Raw genomic sequence first — 19196 nt, forward strand, 5'->3', positions numbered from 1 at the left:
TTGTCTGGTGAGGCTTAAGCGTCTGCGAACTTTTGTGCCCAGTCGTCGTCCTTGAATCCGACGGAGACGGACCCGTCATGCTCTACAACCGGCCGCTTAATGATGGAAGGGTTGTCCAGCATGATCTGGTGGGCGGATTGGGCGCCAATGGTATCACGAACCTCGTCGGGAAGTTTTCGCCAGGTGGTGCCACGGCGGTTGAGCAGGGTTTCCCATCCGACGGCCTGCTCCCATTGGGTCAGGCGTTCGCTGTCCAGCCCGTCTTTCTTGAAGTCGTGAAAGTCGTAGGCGATGTTTCGTTCGTCCAGCCATTTTCGGGCCTTTTTGACGGTGTCGCAGTTCTTGATGCCGTACAGTTTCATGGGGTATTTGCCTTTACGAATTCAACAATACGGTGCGCCGCTTCAACACATTCCTCGAGTGGGGCAACCAGGGCCATGCGTACCCGGTTCTCGCCAGGATTGACCCCATCCACAGTGCGAGACAGGTATCGTCCGGGTAACACGTGAACGTTCTGCTGGGCTGACAAGTCCCGTGCGAAGGTTTCATCGTCCATGGGGGTTGTCGGCCAGAGGTAGAATCCGGCATCCGGAAATTCCACGTCCATTACCTCTCGCAGGATGGGCACCACGGCCTCAAACTTGGCCCGGTAGGCTGCGCGGTTTTCCCGGACATGATCTTCGTCACGCCACGCGGCAATGCTGGCCAGCTGGTTCTGGATGGGCATGGCGCAACCGTGGTAGGTCCGGTATTTCAGGTAGTCCTCGATGACCTTCGCGTCACCCGCGACAAAGCCGGATCGCAGGCCCGGAAGGTTACTGCGCTTGGACAGGCTGTGAAACACAATGCAGCGGGCGAAATCGTGGCGGCCCATGGCTGCGCAGGTTTGCAGCAACCCTTCTGGCGGTTGGGCTTCGTCGGGATAGAGTTCCGAGTAGCACTCGTCAGAGGCGACGATAAAGTCGTACCGGTCCGCGAGTTCGATGACCTTGATCAGCGTGTCGCGGGGGATCACTGCGCCACTGGGGTTGCCGGGAGAGCACAAGAACAGAACCTGACACTCCTGCCAGACCGATTCGGGCACTGCGTCAAAGTCTGGAATGAATCCATTGGAGCCGTCGCAGGGTAGGTACACCGGTGTTGCGCCGGCCAGCAGCGCTGCGCCTTCATAGATCTGGTAAAAGGGGTTGGGACTGACCACTGTTGCAGGGCGGCCGCTGTCCACAACGGCCTGCACCAGAGAGAAAATGGCCTCCCGGGTCCCGTTCACCGGTACCACATGCTGTGCCGGATCCATTGAACCCTCGGGCAGCTGGAAGCGCGCCGTTGCCCAGTCACTGATGGCCTGGCGAAGTTCATCCGTACCCTTGGTGGTGGGGTAGTTTGCCAACTTGTCGAGACTGTCGGCGACCACCTGTTTGACGAATTCCGGGGAGGGATGTTTGGGCTCGCCGATGCCCAGAGAGATCGGGGCGATATCGGCTGGCGGTTCAATGCCGGCTTTCAGCTTGGCAAGCTTCTCAAACGGGTAGGGATGGAGTTTCGTCAGATTGGGATTCATTGAGTATCGTCCAGAACTTTACAGAGGCCCTGTTGCAGGTCCCGGCACAGGGAGGCGTCACTGATCGGGGCGCCCTGTTCGTCGGTAATAAAAAATACGTCCTCGACCCGCTCGCCGAGGGTGGCGATCTTGGCGTTCGACAGGCGAACCCGATGATCCAGCAGTACCTGCCCGATACGGGCCAACAGGCCCGGCCGGTCCGGTGTGATGACTTCCATCACCGTACGCTGGTTGATGGTGTCGTTGGAGAAGGTCACCTCGGTCGGGAAGGCGAAATGTTTGAGCTGCCTTGGGGTCCGGCGGTGAATGATGTCCGGGTAGTCTTCCGGATCATCCAGCTCCTCAATCAGGCGCTTCCGGACCCGATCCTTCCGGGCCGGATCGGTGCCCAGGGGCTGTCCTTTCTCATCCAGCACCACATAGGAGCTGATGGCGTAGTCACCAACGCCGGAGCTGATGCGAGCATCAACGATGTTCAGGTTCAGCTGCTCCAGCACGGCCGTCGTGGCGGCGAAAAGGGCAACCCGGTCTTTCACGTAAATGATGATCTGGGAATAACCGTCGGTCGGGCCCCCGCGGGTGTCGCGAATCAGCACCATCGGATCGGGATTATCGCCGTGGCGAATGATAGCCGCGGTCTGCCAGGCAATGTCGACCGTGGAATCCTGAAGGAAGTAATCTTCGTCCACTGTGTCCCAGATGGTGTCGATCTGCTCGTCGGTCATGTTCTGGGCGATCAGGATTTCCCGCGCTTCGGACTGTGTGGCCTGAATCCATTCATCCCGGTTGACCGGCGTTTCTGTACCCCTGCGAAGAGCGCGCTTGGCTTCGATGTAAAGTTGGCGGAGAAGGGAGGCGCGCCAGGTGTTCCAGAGCTTGGGGTTGGTAGCACTGATGTCGCAGACGGTCAGCACGTAGAGATAATCCAGGTGCATCTGGCTGGGCACGGCCCGGGCAAAATTGTGGATGATGTCCGGGTCTGAGATGTCCTTGCGCTGGGCGGTCATGGACATCAGAAGATGGTTTTCTACCAGCCACGAAATCAGCGAGGTATCCCGTTCACTCAGGTGATGCTGCTTGCAGAAGGCTTCGGCGTCTATGGCACCCAGCTCCGAGTGGTCGCCGCCACGCCCTTTGGCCACATCGTGGTAGAGCCCGGCGATCAGAAGATTCTCCAGTTTGGGAAGCTGGTGAATCAGGCGGCAGGCCAGGGGGAACTCGGTTTTCGCCTCGTGTCCCCGCAGGCGGGTCATGTTGCGAATGACTCTGAGAGTATGGGCATCCACCGTGTAGATGTGAAACAGGTCGTGCTGCATCTGTCCGATGATCTGCCCGAATTCAGGCAAGTAGCGCCCAAGCACGTTGTACTTCTTCATGGCAGACAGCGTGTGCTCAAGCGCATGAGGCGTTCGCAGCAGCTCCATGAACAGGGTGGTCACCCCCAGGTCCGATCGGAAGGCATCGTCGATCAGGTGCCGGTGAGCCCGTAGGGAGCGAATGGTGGTGGCCCGGATGCCCTTGATGTCAGGGTGCTGTGCCATCAGGACGAAGATCTCCATGATGGCGTAGGGTGCGTAGGCAAAAACCTGGTTGTTGATGGCCTCAATGTACCGGTTGCGCATCTGGAAGCGCTTGTTCAGGGGCTGGATGTCATCTTCCTGACCAGAGGCAAGAATGGCCTCATCGTAGTACTGGAGGATGACGTCCGTAAGCTCCGCCAGGGCCAGAACTGTTCGGTAGTAGGACTGCATCATCAGCTCGACACCGAGACGTTTGCCTTCGTCCTTGTAGCCCATCATCTGCGCCAGCGCGCGCTGATGATCGAACATCAGACGGTTTTCGTTCCGGTCTGCCAGCAGTTGCAGGCCATATCTTAACTGCCAGAGAAATGTCTCTCCCTGCAGGAGAATCTGGTATTCCTCTTCAAGCAGGATGTTCGACTTAACCAGATCGGAAATATCCTGCAGGCCGAAGTGGCGTTTGGTGATCCAGCCGATGGTCTGGATATCCCGAAGCGCTCCGGGAGACCCCTTCACGTTGGGTTCGAGGTTGTACTCAGTGTCACCGTATTTCTCGTGGCGGGCCTGCTGTTCCTGCCGTTTGGCAATAAAATAGGCGCGGTCGGTGCTGACACTGTCGGAATAAACCTGCTCACTGAGTTCCTGGCGTAAATCGTCGGGGCCAGCGATGGTACGTGTTTCCAGCAGGTTGGTCAGGATCGTGATGTCTTCCCGGGCCGCCTCGATGCCTTCGGCCATGCTTCGGACGCTGTGCCCGATGTCGAGTTTCAGGTCCCAGAGCAGCGTAATGAAGGCGCTAAGATCCTCGTGCCAGCCGTCTTCGACACCGGACCGGGTTAGAATGAGCAGGTCGATGTCCGAATGGGGGTGGAGTTCACCGCGACCGTAGCCGCCCACGGCAATCAGCGCGATATCGGGGGAGTCTGCGAACGGGTAGCGTTCCCAGATCAGCTTTAAAACCCGGTCTACTGTGTCGGCCCGGGAATGCACCAGCGCACGGACATCGGCTCCCTGGCGGAAGGCTTCCGCATCCGCCTGGTAGCGCGTTTTAAGCAGTTCTTTGGCGGCAGGCGCCGGCGAGGCGTCCTCTCTGATGCGGGACTCCAGTCTGTTTAGGTCCACTTAGAACGGCTCTTCCGATCGCTTGGTCAGAACCTCGTATCCATCGGCAGTGACGAGAATGGTGTGCTCCCACTGTGCGGACAGCTTGTGATCTTTGGTGACCACCGTCCAGCCGTCTGGCAATAATTTTGTCTGAAACTTGCCCTGATTGATCATCGGCTCGATCGTGAAGGTCATGCCTTCCTGCAGTTCCATGCCGGTGTCCGGTTTTCCGTAATGCATGACCTGCGGCTCTTCGTGGAAGACCTTGCCGATACCGTGGCCGCAGTAGTCCCGAACCACCGAGTAGCGATGTTTTTCAGCGTGCTGCTGGATCACATGGCCGATATCGCCCAGTTTGGTGCCGGGTTTGACCAGCTCGATGCCTTTATAGAGGCACTCCTGGGTGATCTTGATCAGGCGCTCGGTGCCGGGTTTGGGCTTTCCGACGACCCACATTTTGCTGGTGTCACCGTGGTATTCGTCTTTAATAACGGTCACATCCACATTAATGATGTCGCCGTCCTTGAGCACTTTTTTCTCGGTCGGTATTCCGTGGCAGATCACGTGATTCACTGACGTACACACGGATTTCGGAAAACCCTTGTAGTTGAGGGGGGCCGGGATCGCCTTCTGCACGTTCACAATATGATCGTGGCAGATGCGGTTGATGTCCTCGGTGGTGATTCCAGGCTTGATGTGCTCATCAAGCAGTTCGAGGACTTCTGCGGCCAGGCGGCCGGCAACGCGCATTTTTTCGATTTCTTCCGGGGTCTTAATCGATACTTGCATCGGGCTTCCCATTAAATTGCATCAGCCCGGCATTTTAAGGGGCTGAGTGTTCAGGTACAAGGAAGGTGGGGTGCAAAAATAATGGCTTTTGCGAAGCGGATTGTGGTATAAACGCGGCCGCCGGAAACGAATCCGGCAAATTCGCACACGTGTCGACACGTTGTCCCAGGGTGCTCCCTTTCATCAACACACGAATGAAAGTGGGTTGGGGCAATCGGACTCGTGGAGGACTAACCCGAAGCTAAAAAGGTAACTACATGGCTCAGGTAAATATGCGTGACCTGCTGAAAGCAGGTGCTCACTTCGGTCACCAGACTCGCTACTGGAACCCCAAGATGTCGAAGTTTATCTTCGGCGCCCGCAACAAGATTCATATCATCAACCTGGAGCAGACTGTTCCTGCCATGAACGATGCGCTGAAGGTTATTCAGCAGCTGGCAGAGAACAAGAACAAGATCCTGTTCGTTGGCACCAAGCGTGCTGCGGCCAAGATCATCAAGGAAGAAGCAGAGCGCGCTGGCCAGCCGTTCGTTAACCATCGCTGGCTCGGTGGCATGCTGACCAACTACAAGACCATCCGTCAGTCTATCCGTCGCTACCGTGATCTGGACGCCCAGAGCAAAGACGGTACTTTCGACAAGCTGACCAAGAAAGAAGCTCTTGAGCGCACCCGTGAAATGGACAAGCTCGAGCGTTCAATCGGTGGTATCAAGGACATGGGCGGCCTGCCGGACGCACTGTTCGTTATCGACGTAGACCACGAGCGCATCGCGATCAAGGAAGCCAACAAGCTGGGTATTCCGGTTATCGGCGTTGTTGATACCAACAGCGATCCTGACGGCGTTGACTACGTGATCCCGGGTAACGACGACGCCATCCGCGCTATCCAGATCTACGTTAAGGCAGTTGCCGATACCTGCATCGAAGCAGCTCAGTCTGCAGGCGCAGGCGCTGACGAGTTTGTTGAAGTCAGCGAAGACGCAGAAGGCGCCGCTCCGGCTGCCGAATAAGCGTCAGAACCACGCTTTTGAAGTAAGGCGTGCCCGGTTTGAAGCGGGCACGCCTGTCCTACCGAATTCGAAATAATTGAGAGGATTGAACATGGCTGCAATTACCGCTGCAATGGTCAAAGAGCTGCGTGAGCGTACCGGTCTTGGCATGATGGAGTGCAAGAAGGCGCTCGTTGAAGCTGGTGGCGATGTTGATGCTGCAATCGAAGAGCTGCGTAAGTCTTCTGGTTTGAAGGCTGCCAAGAAAGCCGGCCGTACTGCGGCTGAGGGTGTGTCTCTGGTCAAGATTTCCGATGACAACACCGTTGCTTTCATGCTGGAAGTTAACTCCGAGACTGACTTTGTTGCCCGTGACGACAACTTCCTCGCGTTCGCCAACGACGTTCTGGCTGTTGCTTTCGAAAAAGGCGAAACCGACGTTGCCAAATTGATGGAAGGCGATCTGGAAGCCAAGCGCGAGGCGCTGGTTCAGAAGATCGGCGAGAACATCACCGTTCGTCGTGTCGTCAAGGTTGAAGGCCCGGTTGTTGGTGGCTACGTTCACAGCACCAACAAGATTGCTTCCGTAGTAGCTATCTCTGCCGGTGACGCAGAAGTTGCCCGCGATGTGGCGATGCACGCCGCTGCCGTTAACCCGCGCGTAGGCAAGCCGGAAGAAATGCCGGAAGAAGAGCTGGAAAAAGAGAAGGAAATCATCAAGGCTCAGCCGGATATGGAAGGCAAGCCTGCTGAAATCGTTGAGAAGATGATGGGCGGCCGTATCAAGAAGTTCCTCAAGGAGAACAGCCTTGTTGAACAGCCGTTCGTTAAGAACCCGGATCAGACCGTAGGTGAGCTGATCAAGGCTGCCGGTGGTGAGCTGGTTGGCTTTGTTCGCCTGGAAGTAGGTGAAGGTATCGAGAAGGAAGAAGTGGACTTCGCTGCTGAGGTTGCTGCTGCAGCTGGCACTGGCAAAGCCTGATTTTTCTTTCGGTGCGCCGGTCTTTCGGACGGCGCACCATCTCAGTCTGCCACGTCAGTCGGGGTTTCCCGGCTTTCGTGGCCGGTTTGTATCTGAGATACCCCTTTTTGAGGAGTATGTCAGATACAAGCCTGCGGAGCGAAAGTCGCCGCATCGCTGCCAACAGACGAAAAGGGGATCACCATGCCGACATCATCCAAAACCCAGCCCAGATACAAGCGCGTTCTCCTGAAGCTCAGTGGCGAAGCCCTGATGGGTGACCACGATTTCGGTATTGATCCCAAAGTCCTTGACAGAATGGCCCTTGAAATCGGCGCACTGATCGGTATCGGCGTTCAGGTCGGACTGGTCATCGGGGGTGGTAACCTGTTTCGGGGTGCAGCCCTGAGCGCAGCCGGTCTGGACCGGGTCACCGGCGACCACATGGGCATGCTGGCGACCGTTATGAACGCCCTGGCCATGCGCGACGCCCTCGAACGTTCCAATATCCGCACCCGGGTCATGTCGGCCATTCCCATGAGTGGCATCGTCGAGCACTACGACCGTCGCCGTGCCGTTCGCGATCTGAAAGACGGTGATGTGGTTATCTTCTGTGCCGGCACTGGCAACCCCTTCTTCACCACGGATTCCGCTGCCTGTCTCCGCGGCATCGAAATTGAAGCGGACGCCGTGCTCAAGGGCACCAAGGTGGACGGTGTGTACTCTGCCGATCCCAAGCTGGACAGTTCTGCCGAGAAATACGATTACCTGACCTACGACGAAGTGCTGGACAAAAAGCTGGGCGTCATGGACCTCACCGCGATCTGCCTCGCCCGCGACCACGGCATGCCGCTGCGGGTGTTCGACATGAACAGCCCGGGCGTGCTGACCCGGATCGTGACTGGTGAAAAAGAAGGTACACTGATTGAATGAATTATGCCGGGGCACGGATGCTAGGCTGCCCCGGAAACGATTGAATGTTCTCTGGAACGAATTGAGGGTGCTGAAGTGATTAACGACATCAAAGCCGACGCCGACAAACGAATGCAAAAGAGCCTCGAGGCTCTGCATACGGCCTTTAACAAGATTCGCACCGGTCGGGCACATCCAGCGATTCTCGACAGCGTGATGGTCAACTACTACGGGCAGGAAACACCGCTGAAGCAGGTTGCTGGTATCACGGTCGAAGATAACCGGACTCTGGCTGTGTCTCCCTGGGAAAAGAACCTGGTTCCGACCATCGAAAAGGCGATCATGAGCTCTGATCTGGGCCTCAACCCGGCAACCAGCGGCGACGTGATCCGGGTTCCTATGCCCATGCTGACCGAAGAAACCCGCCGGGAAATGGTCAAGCAGGCCAAGAACGATGCCGAGCAGGGCCGGGTGGCCATCCGCAGTGCCCGTCGTGATGCCAATAGCATGATCAAGGAGTTGTTGAAGGAAAAGGAAATCACCGAGGACGACGAGCGTCGTGGAGAGGACGAAATCCAGAAGCTGACCGACCGCTACATTGCCGAGGTAGACAAGGCGCTCAAGGCGAAAGAAGAAGACTTGATGTCGGTATAACCGGCTCAGTGCGGGCAGTAAACCACAAAGGGTAGGGCGCGGATTGCCAGACCCGAGTAGAGGAATGCATGACGGAATCCGTATCCGCAGAAATTCCGGTGTCTGCAGACAGCAGACCCCGGCACGTTGCCATCATCATGGATGGCAATAATCGATGGGCCAAAGAGCGCCGGCAGAAGGGTGTTTCGGGTCACAGGGCCGGCGTGGATGCGGTCAAAGCCGTGGTGGAGACCTGCGCCCGCGAGGGCGTTGAAGTTCTGACGTTGTTTGCTTTTTCCAGTGAGAACTGGCGTCGTCCGGAAGATGAGGTTTCAGCCCTCATGAAGCTGTTCCTCCTGGCTCTGGAGCGAGAGGTTCGAAAGCTGCACCGCAATAATATCCGCTTGCGGATTATCGGGGACCGTTCTGCCTTCAACGCCGTCTTGCAGAAGAAAATGGCGGAAGCCGAAGAGCTGACCAAGGACAACACCCTGATGACACTGGTCATCGCCGCCAACTATGGCGGGCACTGGGATATCACTCAGGCTGCCCGGCAACTTGCCGCCAAGGTTCGGACCGGCAAGCTTGAGCCTGGGGACATTAATGACGACCTGATGCAGCAGCACCTGAGCATCGGTGATTTGCCCATGCCGGATCTGATGATTCGTACCGCCGGTGAGCAACGAATCAGTAATTTCATGCTGTGGCACCTGGCCTACGCCGAGTTGTATTTCGCACCGGTGTTCTGGCCTGACTTCAAAGAAGCCGAGATGCACAAGGCACTGGAGGCGTATGCCAAACGGCAACGCCGGTTTGGTCAGACCGATGACCAGATCAACGCCCGGGCATCCTCCCACTCCTAACGACTCCCAGAAGCGATCTCAGCCGTGCTCAGAACCAGAATAATCACCGCGCTCATCCTTGCTCCCATTGCCATCGGCGGGATCTTCTTTTTGCCACCCATGGGGTTTGCCCTGTTCACCGGGCTGATCATCACGTTGGGTGCCTGGGAATGGGCCAACCTGTCTGGTATCGAAGAGCAAGGTGGACGGGTTGCCTACGCGGGTGTCGTTGCATTGATTCTTTATTTCCTGCTCAACGTCCCGGCCCTGGTCGTATTCTGGCTGGCATTGGTTTGGTGGGTTGGCTGCTTTTTGCTGGTCAGGGCTTATCCCAGAGGGGCTGATGGTTGGGGAACGTTGCCGGCGCGGGCCATAATGGGTTTTCTGGTCCTGGTTCCGGCGTGGGTAGGGCTGAATTATCTCAGGACGGGCACCTTGTCGTTCGGCGAGGTGACTAACAGTCTCTGGGCTATTCTGTATATCTTCTGTGTGGTCTGGGTGGCAGACATTGGTGCGTACTTTGCCGGGCGGGCCTTTGGCAAGGCCAAGCTGGCGCCAAGAGTCAGTCCGGGGAAATCCTGGGCCGGTGTCTGGGGTGGCCTAGTCGCTGTTGGACTCTTTGCTTTGCTGGTTAGCATGGCGGCTTCCGCTTCTGTGTCAGAGACTGTTCTGCTGATCGCCGCCAGCCTGTTTACCGGTTTTGTGTCCGTGCTCGGCGATCTCTTCGAAAGCATGCTCAAGCGCTTCCGCGGTATCAAAGACAGTAGCCAGCTGTTACCGGGGCATGGTGGTATTCTCGACCGCATTGACAGTCTGACCGCCGCTATTCCTGTGTTTGCGCTTATCATTACCCTCGCAGGCTGGCTCACTGGCGGACACTGGTAAGGCAGTATGTCGAAGCGTCATCTCACCATTCTCGGGGCGACCGGCTCTATTGGCTTGAGCACGCTGGACGTGGTCCGGCGTCACCCCGATCGCTTTTCTGTCTATGCACTGACCGCCGGTACGCGAGCCTCTGAGCTTGCGGCGCTGTGTCGGGAGTTTCAGCCCGAGGTGGCCGTGATGGCCAGTTCAGTGGCGGCGGCCGAGCTCACCGATCTCCTATCCGATATGCCCGGAATCCGTGTGCTGGGTGGCCCCGAGGCCCTGTGCGAAGTGGCGTCGGCGGCAGAGTCCGATACCGTGATGGCGGCCATCGTGGGTGCGGCCGGTTTATCGCCCACCCTTGCCGCGGTGAGAGCGGGCAAGCGAGTGCTGCTGGCCAACAAGGAAGCGTTGGTGATGTCGGGCAAGCTGTTCATGGATGCGGTGGCCGATTCGGGGGCCGAACTGCTACCTATTGATTCCGAGCACAACGCGATTTTTCAGTGTATGCCTGCGGACAAGGTCCGCGATCCGCTGGGCGCTGGCATCACCCGAATTCTCCTGACCGCCTCTGGCGGACCCTTCCGTCAGCACAGCGCAGAGGCGTTGCGTGACGTAACACCAGCCGAGGCCTGCGCCCATCCGAACTGGTCCATGGGCCAGAAAATTTCCGTGGATTCGGCCACGCTGATGAACAAGGGCCTGGAATTGATCGAGGCCTGCTGGCTGTTCAACACCACGCCGGAGAAGGTTGAGGTCCATGTGCACCCGGAGAGCATCATTCACTCCATGGTGGAGTACGCGGATGGCTCTGTACTGGCGCAACTTGGCAGCCCGGATATGAGAACGCCAATTGCCAACGGGCTCGCGTGGCCTGATCGTATTAATGCGGGTGTGGCGCCGCTGGATTTGTTCTCCATTGGTCGGTTCCACTTCGAGCGGCCCGATCTGGAACGCTTTCCATGCCTGAGGCTGGCCGCTGAAGCCTTCGAAACGGGTGGCACTGCACCTGCGGTTTTGAACGCCGCAAACGAAGAGGCCGTCGCGGCATTTCTGGCTGGTAACCTGTGTTTCTCGGATATCCCCGTTATTATAGAGCGAACCCTGTCCGTAACGGCGGTGGTGCCTGCGGACAGCTTTGCCACTATATTTGCAAAGGACGCGGAAGCGCGCGTCCGTGCCCGGGAAGAGATTAGTCTTGTCGCGGTCTGAGCCCGCCTGAGCTCCGGGCTGTCAATGAACGAGCAATCGAGAACATTATGCAATTGATAGAGACCATTCTGGCATTGGCGCTGACTCTGGGGATCCTGGTGACCCTCCATGAGTATGGCCATTTCTGGGTGGCCCGACGCTTCGGGGTAAAAGTGCTTCGGTTTTCGGTTGGTTTCGGAAAACCGATGTTTTCCTGGTACGACCGGCATGGTACTGAGTTTGCCATTGCAGCCATACCTCTGGGCGGTTACGTCAAGATGCTGGACGAGCGGGAGGCCCCTGTACCAGAAGAGCTCAGGGACCAGGCCTTTTCGTCCAAGCCGCCTTCACAACGCATAGCCATTGCCGCCGCCGGCCCCGTCGCTAACTTTCTGTTTGCCGTGTTTGCCTACTGGCTGCTGGGTCTTGTTGGTGTTACCCATGTCGCGCCCATTGTTGGCAGCGTCAGCGAGGACAGCGTCGCTGAACAGATGGGGCTGCGGGAAGGCATGGAAATCCACGGCGTGGACGGCCATCGGGTAACCTCCTGGCGGGATGTGAATATGCGGTTGCTGGAGCGTGCCGGAGAGCATGGTCCTGTTTCCATGGAGGTGTCTGATTCCGGTGCGACGGGTTCGATCACCGGCGAACTGGGGGGCTGGCGGTTAAGTACCGAAGCGCCAGATCCGCTGGGCGAATTTGGTATTACACCCTGGCGACCGGACGTTCCGCCGATCTTGGGACAGATTGTCGATTCGGGGCGTGCCAAGCAGGCGGGGCTGCAACCGGGTGACGAGATTCTCGCCATCGACGGAGAGGCCATCGGTTCCTGGTTCGAGCTGGTCGAAGCGGTGAAGGCGGCTCCCGAGCAAGTCCTTGAATTGACCGTGTCACGTGATGGCGCCGAGCGCACGGTTCAGGTACGTCCGGAAGCCAAAACCCTGGAAAGTGGCGAGACGATTGGCTTCGTGGGTGCCGGTGTGCAACCCTTCTCCTGGCCGGAAGAGGCACTGCGGGACATAAGTTACGGTCCTCTGGCGGCTATCCCGAATGCCCTGGAGGAAACCTGGGCGGATACCCGCCTGACGTTGGTTGCCATAAAGAAGATGGTGACCGGGCTGCTTTCGCCCTCCAACCTGAGTGGGCCGATTACCATAGCCCGCGTGGCCGAAGCCAGTGTCAGTTCGGGGTTTGAGGATTTCATTCGTTTTCTGGCCTACCTGAGTATCAGCCTCGGGGTGCTTAACCTGTTGCCCGTTCCCGTTCTGGATGGCGGGCACATTGTTTATTACACCATTGAAGCAATCCGCGGGAAGCCGCTCTCAGAGCAGGCTCAGCTCTTCGGTTTGCGAATTGGCATGACGCTGATTCTGACATTAATGATCTTTGCCCTTTACAACGACCTGATGCGGTTGTGAGAATTGCGGGCTCTTTACGCGCATTAACCAGGCGAAATAACTGAATGAGACGTTCTCTTCTGAATGTGGCCGTTGGCCTTGCTGTTGCCGCAACCGGCATAGGGTCAGCACTTGCGGATGAATTTACGGTTGCGGATATCGAAGTAGAAGGGTTGCAACGCGTTTCTGCCGGAACCGTGTTTTCCGCCTTGCCTGTGAATATTGGCGAGCGGATTGACGAGGGGGATCTGGCTGAAGCGCTGAAGTCTCTGTTCAGGACTGGCCTGTTCACCGATATCCAGGCCAGCCGTGACGGTAATGTCCTGATCATGACGGTGCGCGAGCGCCCGTCCATCAACGCGATCGATATCGAGGGTAACAAGAATATCGAGACCGAGATGCTGATGGATGCCTTGACCGGCGCCGGACTTCAGGAAGGCCAGGTGTTCCGTCGCGCGACGCTGGAGCGCCTCGAGCTGGAGATTCTCCGGTCCTACATCGCTCAGGGACGCTACAACGCGCGGGTTAAAGCCACCGCCGAGGAACTGCCCAGAAACCGGGTATCGATCCAACTGGATATCAATGAAGGTTCCGTTGCTGCCATTCAGCACATCAATGTGGTCGGTAACCAGGATTTTTCCGACGAACAGTTACTGGACCTGTTTGAGCTTGAGACCAGCACCTGGTGGACCTCCATCACCAATGCTGACAAGTACGCAAGGGAGCGTTTGAGCGGGGACCTTGAAACCCTTCGCTCCTTCTATCTGGATCGCGGTTACCTGGACTTCGGCGTGGATTCCAGTCAGGTATCCATTTCTCCTGACAAGCAGCAGGTCTTCATTTCCATAGCCCTGAATGAAGGACCCCAGTACACCATTTCCGGCATCAACCTGCGCGGTGATCTGATTGTGGGTGAGGAAGAGCTGCGCAAGCTGATCCCCCTCAAAGAAGGCGATGTGTTTTCCCGTGCCAGGATGACCGCCATCTCAGAGGCACTGTCGTTTCGCCTTGGGCGAGAGGGGTATGCGTTTGCCAGCGTCAACGCGATACCGGAGCCCGGCGAGGATAATACCGCTGCGGTGACCTTCTATGTGGAGCCGGGCAAGCGAGCTTACGTCCGCCGCATCAATTTCGATGGTAACGTCTCCACTCGTGATGATGTCCTCCGTCAGGAAATGACCCAGATGGAAGGCGGCATCGCGTCATCTGACCGCATCGAGTTCTCCAAAACCAGGCTCGAGCGTCTGGGGTTCTTTAAAACGGTCGATGTTGAAACCGTTCCGGTTCCCGGAACCGATGATCTTGTGGATGTGAATTACACGGTCGAAGAGCAGCCCACGGGCAGTCTCTCTGCATCCATTGGCTTTTCTCAGGACTCCGGCGCCATTCTTGGCGTAAACGTATCCGAGAACAACTTCTTCGGCAGCGGTAAGCGGGTTTCGTTTGGCGTTAACGTCAGTGATTCAGTCAAGAGCGCCAACGTCTCTTACCTGGACCCGTACTACACCGTCGACGGCGTGAGTCGCGGATTCAGTCTGTTTGCCCGGGAAACGGATTACGAGGAAGAGGATATTTCGTCGTACCTGCTGGATGAGTTTGGTGGACGGCTGACCTTTGGTTACCCCACGGACAGCGTTACCCGGCTGAACTTTGGTGTTGGCTATACCCGGTCCAATATCAAAGAGGGGCTGTTTACCTCTCAGGAAGTGCGCGACTTCATTGTCGAGGAGGGCGACTCCTTCGATAATTACTTCCTGTTTGGAAGCTGGCGTCGGAGCACTCTTAACCGTGGTATTTTGCCTACCGATGGTTACAGCCACTCGCTCAATCTGGATGTTGCTGTCCCCGGAAGTGACCTGACCTTCTACAAGGCCAGCCACAAGACGGACTTTTATTTCCCGGTCACGAACACCGGCAGCTGGGTCGTGCGGGCCCGTACCGAGATTGGCTATGGCGATGGTTATGGCGACCGTACCCAGATGCCGTTTTACGAGCACTTCTATGCGGGTGGCTACGGGTCTGTCCGTGGTTACGAGGCAAACTCGCTGGGCGCCCGAGCCACCAATTCCGATAACGACTTTTCCGATCCCGATCCGTTTGGCGGTAACCTGCTGACAGAGGGCAGTCTGGAGCTGATCTTCCCGGTGCCGTTTGCTGGGGACAGTCGCTCCATGCGCACAGCGTTCTTCATGGACGCCGGTCAGGTTTTCGACACAGATCGGGGCTTTGATCCCGAGCTGAATGAAGTCCGCCTGTCTGCGGGTGTCGGCTTCCAGTGGATCACCGCGGTTGGACCGCTGGCGTTCAGTCTGGCGAAGCCGCTGAACGAAAAGCCTGAAGATGAAACCCAGGTATTCCAGTTCTCTCTGGGGCAAACATTCTGATAAAAAATGCACCATTAATGGATGAACAATAGGAGAAACACGATGTCCCGATTGCTAGTGGTATTTGCGGCGGCCATGATGGCCCTTTCCCTGCCAGCTATGGCAGAAACCCGAATCGGCGTTGTCGACCTGCGTCAGGCGCTGTTCTCTTCAAACGAGGCGCAAAGCTTCAGTGAGCAGCTGCAGAAAGATTTTGCCGGTGATGAAGCCCAGGTCCGTCAGGTCCAGGATGAGGCTCGCAAGCTCAAGGAGCGCCTCGAAAAAGATGGGGCTATGATGAATGAGACCGAGCGTAACAAGCTGGCAGGTGAGTTCCAGGAAAAGGTTAAAGAATTCAATTTCATGAAGCAGCGCCTGGACAGCACCGTCGCCCAGCGCAAACAGGAGTTTCTGGAGCAGGCTCGCCCGGACGTTGATGCGGCGGTAAAGGAACTGGTTGAAGAGAACGACCTCGACCTGATGCTGCCGAGCGAAGCGGTGGTATACGTCAAGCCGGAAATGAATCTGACCCAGAAGCTGCTGGAAAAACTGAACCGTTAATTGTTGCGGGGCATTCCCTGATACGTTTGGAGTGCGTAATGCCAGACAGGCTCTACCGACTCGAAGACATCGCGGAGGCGCTGGGTGCAGAGCTCCGGGGTGATCCCGATACCCAGATTGGCGGCCTTGCAACCTTGCAGGCCGCTATGCCTGGCCAGATCAGTTTTCTGGCCAATCCGGCTTATGCCAAGTTCCTTGCTGATACTCAGGCCTCGGCCGTTATTGTGTCGCCGTCCGTGGCAGAGCAGGTCGGCACCAGTGCCTTGATTCTGGATAATCCATATCTGGGCTATGCCCGTCTCAGTCATTGGTTCAGTCCCGAACCGGCGGCGACTGCAGGGGTGCATGCATCGGCAGTGGTCGACGATACCGCCCGTGTGGCGGGTACCGCGTCTATTGGACCCAACGTGGTCATTGAAGCCGGGGCTGAGGTCGGAGAAAACGTGGTTATCGGTGCCGGCACGGTAGTTGGTGCGCGCGCACAGATCGGTGCCGGTAGCGTGATTCGGCCCCGGGTCACACTGGCCCACGATGTGATTGTGGGTGAACGCTGTCATATTCTCAGTGGGGCAGTGATTGGCTCCGATGGATTCGGCTTCGCGAATGAAAAAGGTGTCTGGCACCGCATTGCGCAGATCGGCCGTGTGGTTCTGGGGAATGATGTGGAAGTGGGCGCTAACACTACGATCGATCGGGGTGCGCTGGATGACACGGTGATCGGTGATGGTGTGAAGCTGGATAACCTGATCCAGATAGCTCACAACGTCCAGATTGGAGATCACAGTGCGATGGCGGCGATGGTCGGCATTGCGGGTAGCACCACCATTGGAAAACACTGCATTTTCGGTGGCGCCTCGGGCATTGCCGGCCACCTGAACATCGCAGACCAGGTTCACCTGACAGGGATGACTCTGGTGACTGGTGATATCAAGCAAGCCGGTGTCTATTCTTCGGGTACCGGTACCGATACGAATAAACAGTGGCGCAAGAACGCCGTGCGATTCCGTCAGCTTGATGTGCTGGCCCGACGGGTGAAGGAACTTGAAAAGAAGCTAGAGGGCTGAGGCTGATCGCTATGATGAAGATGGACGAGATCCTGGAATACCTGCCCCATCGTTATCCATTCCTGTTGGTGGACCGGGTAACGGACGTGGAGAAGGGCAAGAGCATCAAGGGCTACAAGAATGTCTCGATGAATGAGCCGTTCTTCCAGGGGCATTTCCCTGGCAACCCGATCATGCCCGGAGTGCTGATCATTGAAGCGATGGCTCAGCTCTCTGGCATTCTTGGATTCATTACCGTGGATCGAAAACCAGCGGATGGTGTGGTTCAGTACCTGGCTGGTTCCAGCAAGGCACGCTTCAAGCGTCCGGTGTTGCCAGGAGACCAGTTGTGCATGGAGTCGGAGTTTGTCTCCGGCAAGCAGGGAATCTGGAAGTTTAATTGCCGGGCACTGGTGGAAGGTGAGGTTGTGTGCGTGGCTGAGATTATGACCGCTGAGAGAGAAGTTTGATGGCGACTACTGACTGGTCTGGTATTCACCCGCAAGCGATTGTTCACCCGTCGGCCAAACTGGCTGACAACGTGACCATCGGCCCCTGGACCTACATTGGTCCGGATGTGGAAATTGGCGAGGGGACTGAAATTATGTCCCACGTCGTTGTGAAAGGGCCCACCGTCATAGGTCGAAATAACCGGATCTTCCAGTTCTCCAGTGTTGGTGAGGAGTGTCAGGACAAGAAATACGCTGGCGAGCCAACGACCCTGACCATCGGTGATAACAATGTCATCCGTGAAAACGTCACTATCCACCGTGGCACGATCCAGGATGAGGGGAAGACCTGCATCGGCAATGACAATCTGTTGATGGCCTATGTGCACGTTGCCCACGATTGCATGGTGGGTAACAACACCATCCTCGCCAACTGTGCGACCCTGGCTGGTCACGTTAGCGTAGGTGACTACGCTATCCTGGGGGGCGGTACCATGGTTCACCAGTTCTGCAATATCGGCCAGCACTGTATGTCGGCCGGTGGCAGTATTGTCCTCAAAGACATCCCGGCCTACGTGATGGCCAGCGGTCAATCCGCACAGCCTCATGGTCTGAACGTTGAAGGGCTGAAGCGCAGAGGCTTCAGCAAGGATGTCCTGCTGACCCTGCGTCGGGCCTACAAAGTGATTTATCGTCAGGGATTAACCACCGAACAGGCGGTTGAAGAGCTCAGCAAGAGCTATGGCGACGTTGCCGAAGTCCGGCCGCTGATTGATTCCCTGCGTAACGCCCACCGTGGCATCATCCGCTAACCCGGCGGGAGCCCCTTGGTGTCAGAAAACGGCTTACGTACTGGCGTTGTCAGCACTCGTAAAATCACCTTTGGTATTGTTGCCGGCGAGGCATCGGGAGACATTCTCGGTGCCGGCCTGATCCGCTCCCTTCGTGCCCGTTATCCTGCGGCACGTTTTGTGGGGATTGGCGGGGAAGAAATGGTGGCCGAAGGTTTTCACTCTTTGGTCCCCATGGAACGGCTATCGGTGATGGGGTTGGTCGAGGTACTGGGTCGGATTCGCGAACTGTTTGATATCCGGGCGCGGTTATTCGAGTATTTTTTTGCCACGCCGCCTGATGTCGTCATTGGTATCGATTCGCCAGACTTTACGCTGACCGTCGAGCGCCGCTGTCGTGAAGCTGGGATTCCCACCGTCCATTATGTCAGCCCGTCGGTCTGGGCTTGGCGACAGAAGCGCATATTCAAGATCGCCAAGTCGGTTGACCTGATGCTGACGCTGTTCCCCTTTGAAGCCCGATTCTATGAGGAGCATCAGGTGCCGGTTGCTTTCGTGGGGCACCCGTTGGCGGATCGTATTCCGATGATTCCGGAAACAGGCAAGGCTCGTCGCGAGCTGGGGCTGGATGAAAATGCGCCACTTCTAGCTGTGTTGCCGGGCAGTCGTGCCGGAGAAATCGAGAGATTAGGAACGCTGTTCCTCGAAGCGGCCCGATGGATTCAGGAACGTCGGCCAGACGTCCAACTGGTGATTCCCTGCGTCAACCGGGAACGGGAGCTGCAGGTCCGGGCCCTGGTTGATGCGCTTGAAGTGAAACTGCCCGTCACCATTGTCCGCGGCCAATCCCGTGAGGTTATGGCAGCTTCGAATGTGGTTTTGCTGGCCTCCGGAACCGCTACCCTGGAAGCCATGCTGCTCAAGAAACCCATGGTGGTGGGCTATCGTTTGAGTAATTTAAGCTATAAGTTGCTGTCTCGCCTCGTGAAGATTCCCCACGTCGCCTTGCCGAACCTTCTCGCGTGTAAAGAGCTGGTTCCTGAGCTGTTGCAGGACGATGCCACGCCCGAGCGTCTCGGTGCTGCTGTGCTGGAAAGACTGGAAAACGATAATGAGGTGCAACGGCTGATCAGCGCTTTCACAGAATTGCACCAGGCGCTTCGGCAGGATGCCGACGAAAAGGCGGCAGAGGCCATTTCCGGACTGCTGGAGCGTCGATAGCGACT

Annotated in this window: 18 protein-coding genes; 14 read left to right on the top strand and 4 right to left on the bottom strand. The window is 57.1% G+C overall.

Going from position 1 to position 19196, the window contains the following annotated elements:
• Positions 1–14 precede the first annotated feature (14 nt).
• Genes K8I84_RS02240 through map form a run of 4 tightly spaced genes read right to left on the bottom strand, consistent with a single transcriptional unit; the run spans position 15 to position 4974 of the window.
• The gene (locus K8I84_RS02240; protein WP_223793095.1) at positions 15–362 is read right to left on the bottom strand and encodes an ArsC family reductase; all 348 of its coding nucleotides are present in this window, start codon (positions 360–362) and stop codon (positions 15–17) included.
• Entirely contained in the window at positions 359–1561 is a 1203-nt protein-coding gene (gene dapC, locus K8I84_RS02245; RefSeq protein ID WP_223793096.1) for a succinyldiaminopimelate transaminase, read from the bottom strand. The genes K8I84_RS02240 and dapC overlap by 4 nt, the downstream gene beginning before the upstream one ends.
• Positions 1558–4203, bottom strand: a complete 2646-nt coding sequence (locus K8I84_RS02250) for a [protein-PII] uridylyltransferase (RefSeq protein ID WP_223793097.1) — start codon at positions 4201–4203, stop codon at positions 1558–1560. Before K8I84_RS02250 ends, dapC begins: the two co-directional genes overlap by 4 nt.
• Positions 4204–4974 (bottom strand): type I methionyl aminopeptidase, encoded by a 771-nt coding sequence (gene map, locus K8I84_RS02255; protein WP_223793098.1) that lies wholly within the window; start codon positions 4972–4974, stop codon positions 4204–4206.
• Between the two features lie 257 nt (positions 4975–5231).
• Between map and rpsB the strand changes: the two genes are divergently transcribed.
• From rpsB to lpxB, 14 genes are all read left to right on the top strand, one after another.
• The gene (gene rpsB, locus K8I84_RS02260) at positions 5232–5984 is read left to right on the top strand and encodes a 30S ribosomal protein S2 (RefSeq protein ID WP_223793099.1); all 753 of its coding nucleotides are present in this window, start codon (positions 5232–5234) and stop codon (positions 5982–5984) included.
• A 91-nt stretch (positions 5985–6075) separates the two neighbouring features.
• Positions 6076–6945 carry a translation elongation factor Ts gene (tsf, locus tag K8I84_RS02265; RefSeq protein ID WP_223793100.1) on the top strand — a complete coding sequence of 290 codons (870 nt, stop codon included), beginning with the start codon at positions 6076–6078 and terminating at the stop codon, positions 6943–6945.
• 183 nt (positions 6946–7128) lie between these two features.
• Complete coding sequence (gene pyrH, locus K8I84_RS02270; protein WP_223793101.1) at positions 7129–7857, top strand: UMP kinase; 729 nt, start codon at positions 7129–7131, stop codon at positions 7855–7857.
• Positions 7858–7932: 75 nt separating this feature from the next.
• A complete protein-coding gene (gene frr / locus K8I84_RS02275; RefSeq protein WP_302910307.1) occupies positions 7933–8490 on the top strand; it encodes a ribosome recycling factor in 558 nt (185 codons plus the stop codon).
• Positions 8491–8558: 68 nt separating this feature from the next.
• The gene (uppS, locus tag K8I84_RS02280) at positions 8559–9332 is read left to right on the top strand and encodes a polyprenyl diphosphate synthase (protein WP_223793102.1); all 774 of its coding nucleotides are present in this window, start codon (positions 8559–8561) and stop codon (positions 9330–9332) included.
• A 24-nt stretch (positions 9333–9356) separates the two neighbouring features.
• Positions 9357–10196, top strand: coding sequence for a phosphatidate cytidylyltransferase (locus K8I84_RS02285; RefSeq protein ID WP_223793103.1), 840 nt, complete (start codon positions 9357–9359; stop codon positions 10194–10196).
• Positions 10197–10202: 6 nt separating this feature from the next.
• Positions 10203–11387, top strand: coding sequence for a 1-deoxy-D-xylulose-5-phosphate reductoisomerase (gene ispC, locus K8I84_RS02290; RefSeq protein ID WP_223793104.1), 1185 nt, complete (start codon positions 10203–10205; stop codon positions 11385–11387).
• Between the two features lie 47 nt (positions 11388–11434).
• Positions 11435–12784: an RIP metalloprotease RseP gene (gene rseP, locus K8I84_RS02295; protein ID WP_223793105.1), complete on the top strand. Its 1350-nt coding sequence runs from the start codon at positions 11435–11437 to the stop codon at positions 12782–12784.
• Positions 12785–12828: 44 nt separating this feature from the next.
• Complete coding sequence (gene bamA, locus K8I84_RS02300; RefSeq protein ID WP_223793106.1) at positions 12829–15147, top strand: outer membrane protein assembly factor BamA; 2319 nt, start codon at positions 12829–12831, stop codon at positions 15145–15147.
• Positions 15148–15189: 42 nt separating this feature from the next.
• A complete protein-coding gene (locus K8I84_RS02305) occupies positions 15190–15687 on the top strand; it encodes an OmpH family outer membrane protein (RefSeq protein WP_223793107.1) in 498 nt (165 codons plus the stop codon).
• Positions 15688–15725: 38 nt separating this feature from the next.
• Positions 15726–16751: a UDP-3-O-(3-hydroxymyristoyl)glucosamine N-acyltransferase gene (gene lpxD, locus K8I84_RS02310; protein ID WP_223793108.1), complete on the top strand. Its 1026-nt coding sequence runs from the start codon at positions 15726–15728 to the stop codon at positions 16749–16751.
• 11 nt (positions 16752–16762) lie between these two features.
• A complete protein-coding gene (fabZ, locus tag K8I84_RS02315; protein WP_223793109.1) occupies positions 16763–17200 on the top strand; it encodes a 3-hydroxyacyl-ACP dehydratase FabZ in 438 nt (145 codons plus the stop codon).
• Entirely contained in the window at positions 17200–17991 is a 792-nt protein-coding gene (gene lpxA / locus K8I84_RS02320; RefSeq protein WP_223793110.1) for an acyl-ACP--UDP-N-acetylglucosamine O-acyltransferase, read from the top strand. Before fabZ ends, lpxA begins: the two co-directional genes overlap by 1 nt.
• Positions 17992–18009: 18 nt before the next feature.
• Positions 18010–19191: a lipid-A-disaccharide synthase gene (gene lpxB, locus K8I84_RS02325; protein ID WP_223793111.1), complete on the top strand. Its 1182-nt coding sequence runs from the start codon at positions 18010–18012 to the stop codon at positions 19189–19191.
• The last annotated feature ends 5 nt before the right edge of the window (positions 19192–19196 follow it).

Source organism: Marinobacter sp. F4216 (genome assembly GCF_019931195.1).
GTDB classification, from domain to species: domain Bacteria; phylum Pseudomonadota; class Gammaproteobacteria; order Pseudomonadales; family Oleiphilaceae; genus Marinobacter; species Marinobacter suaedae.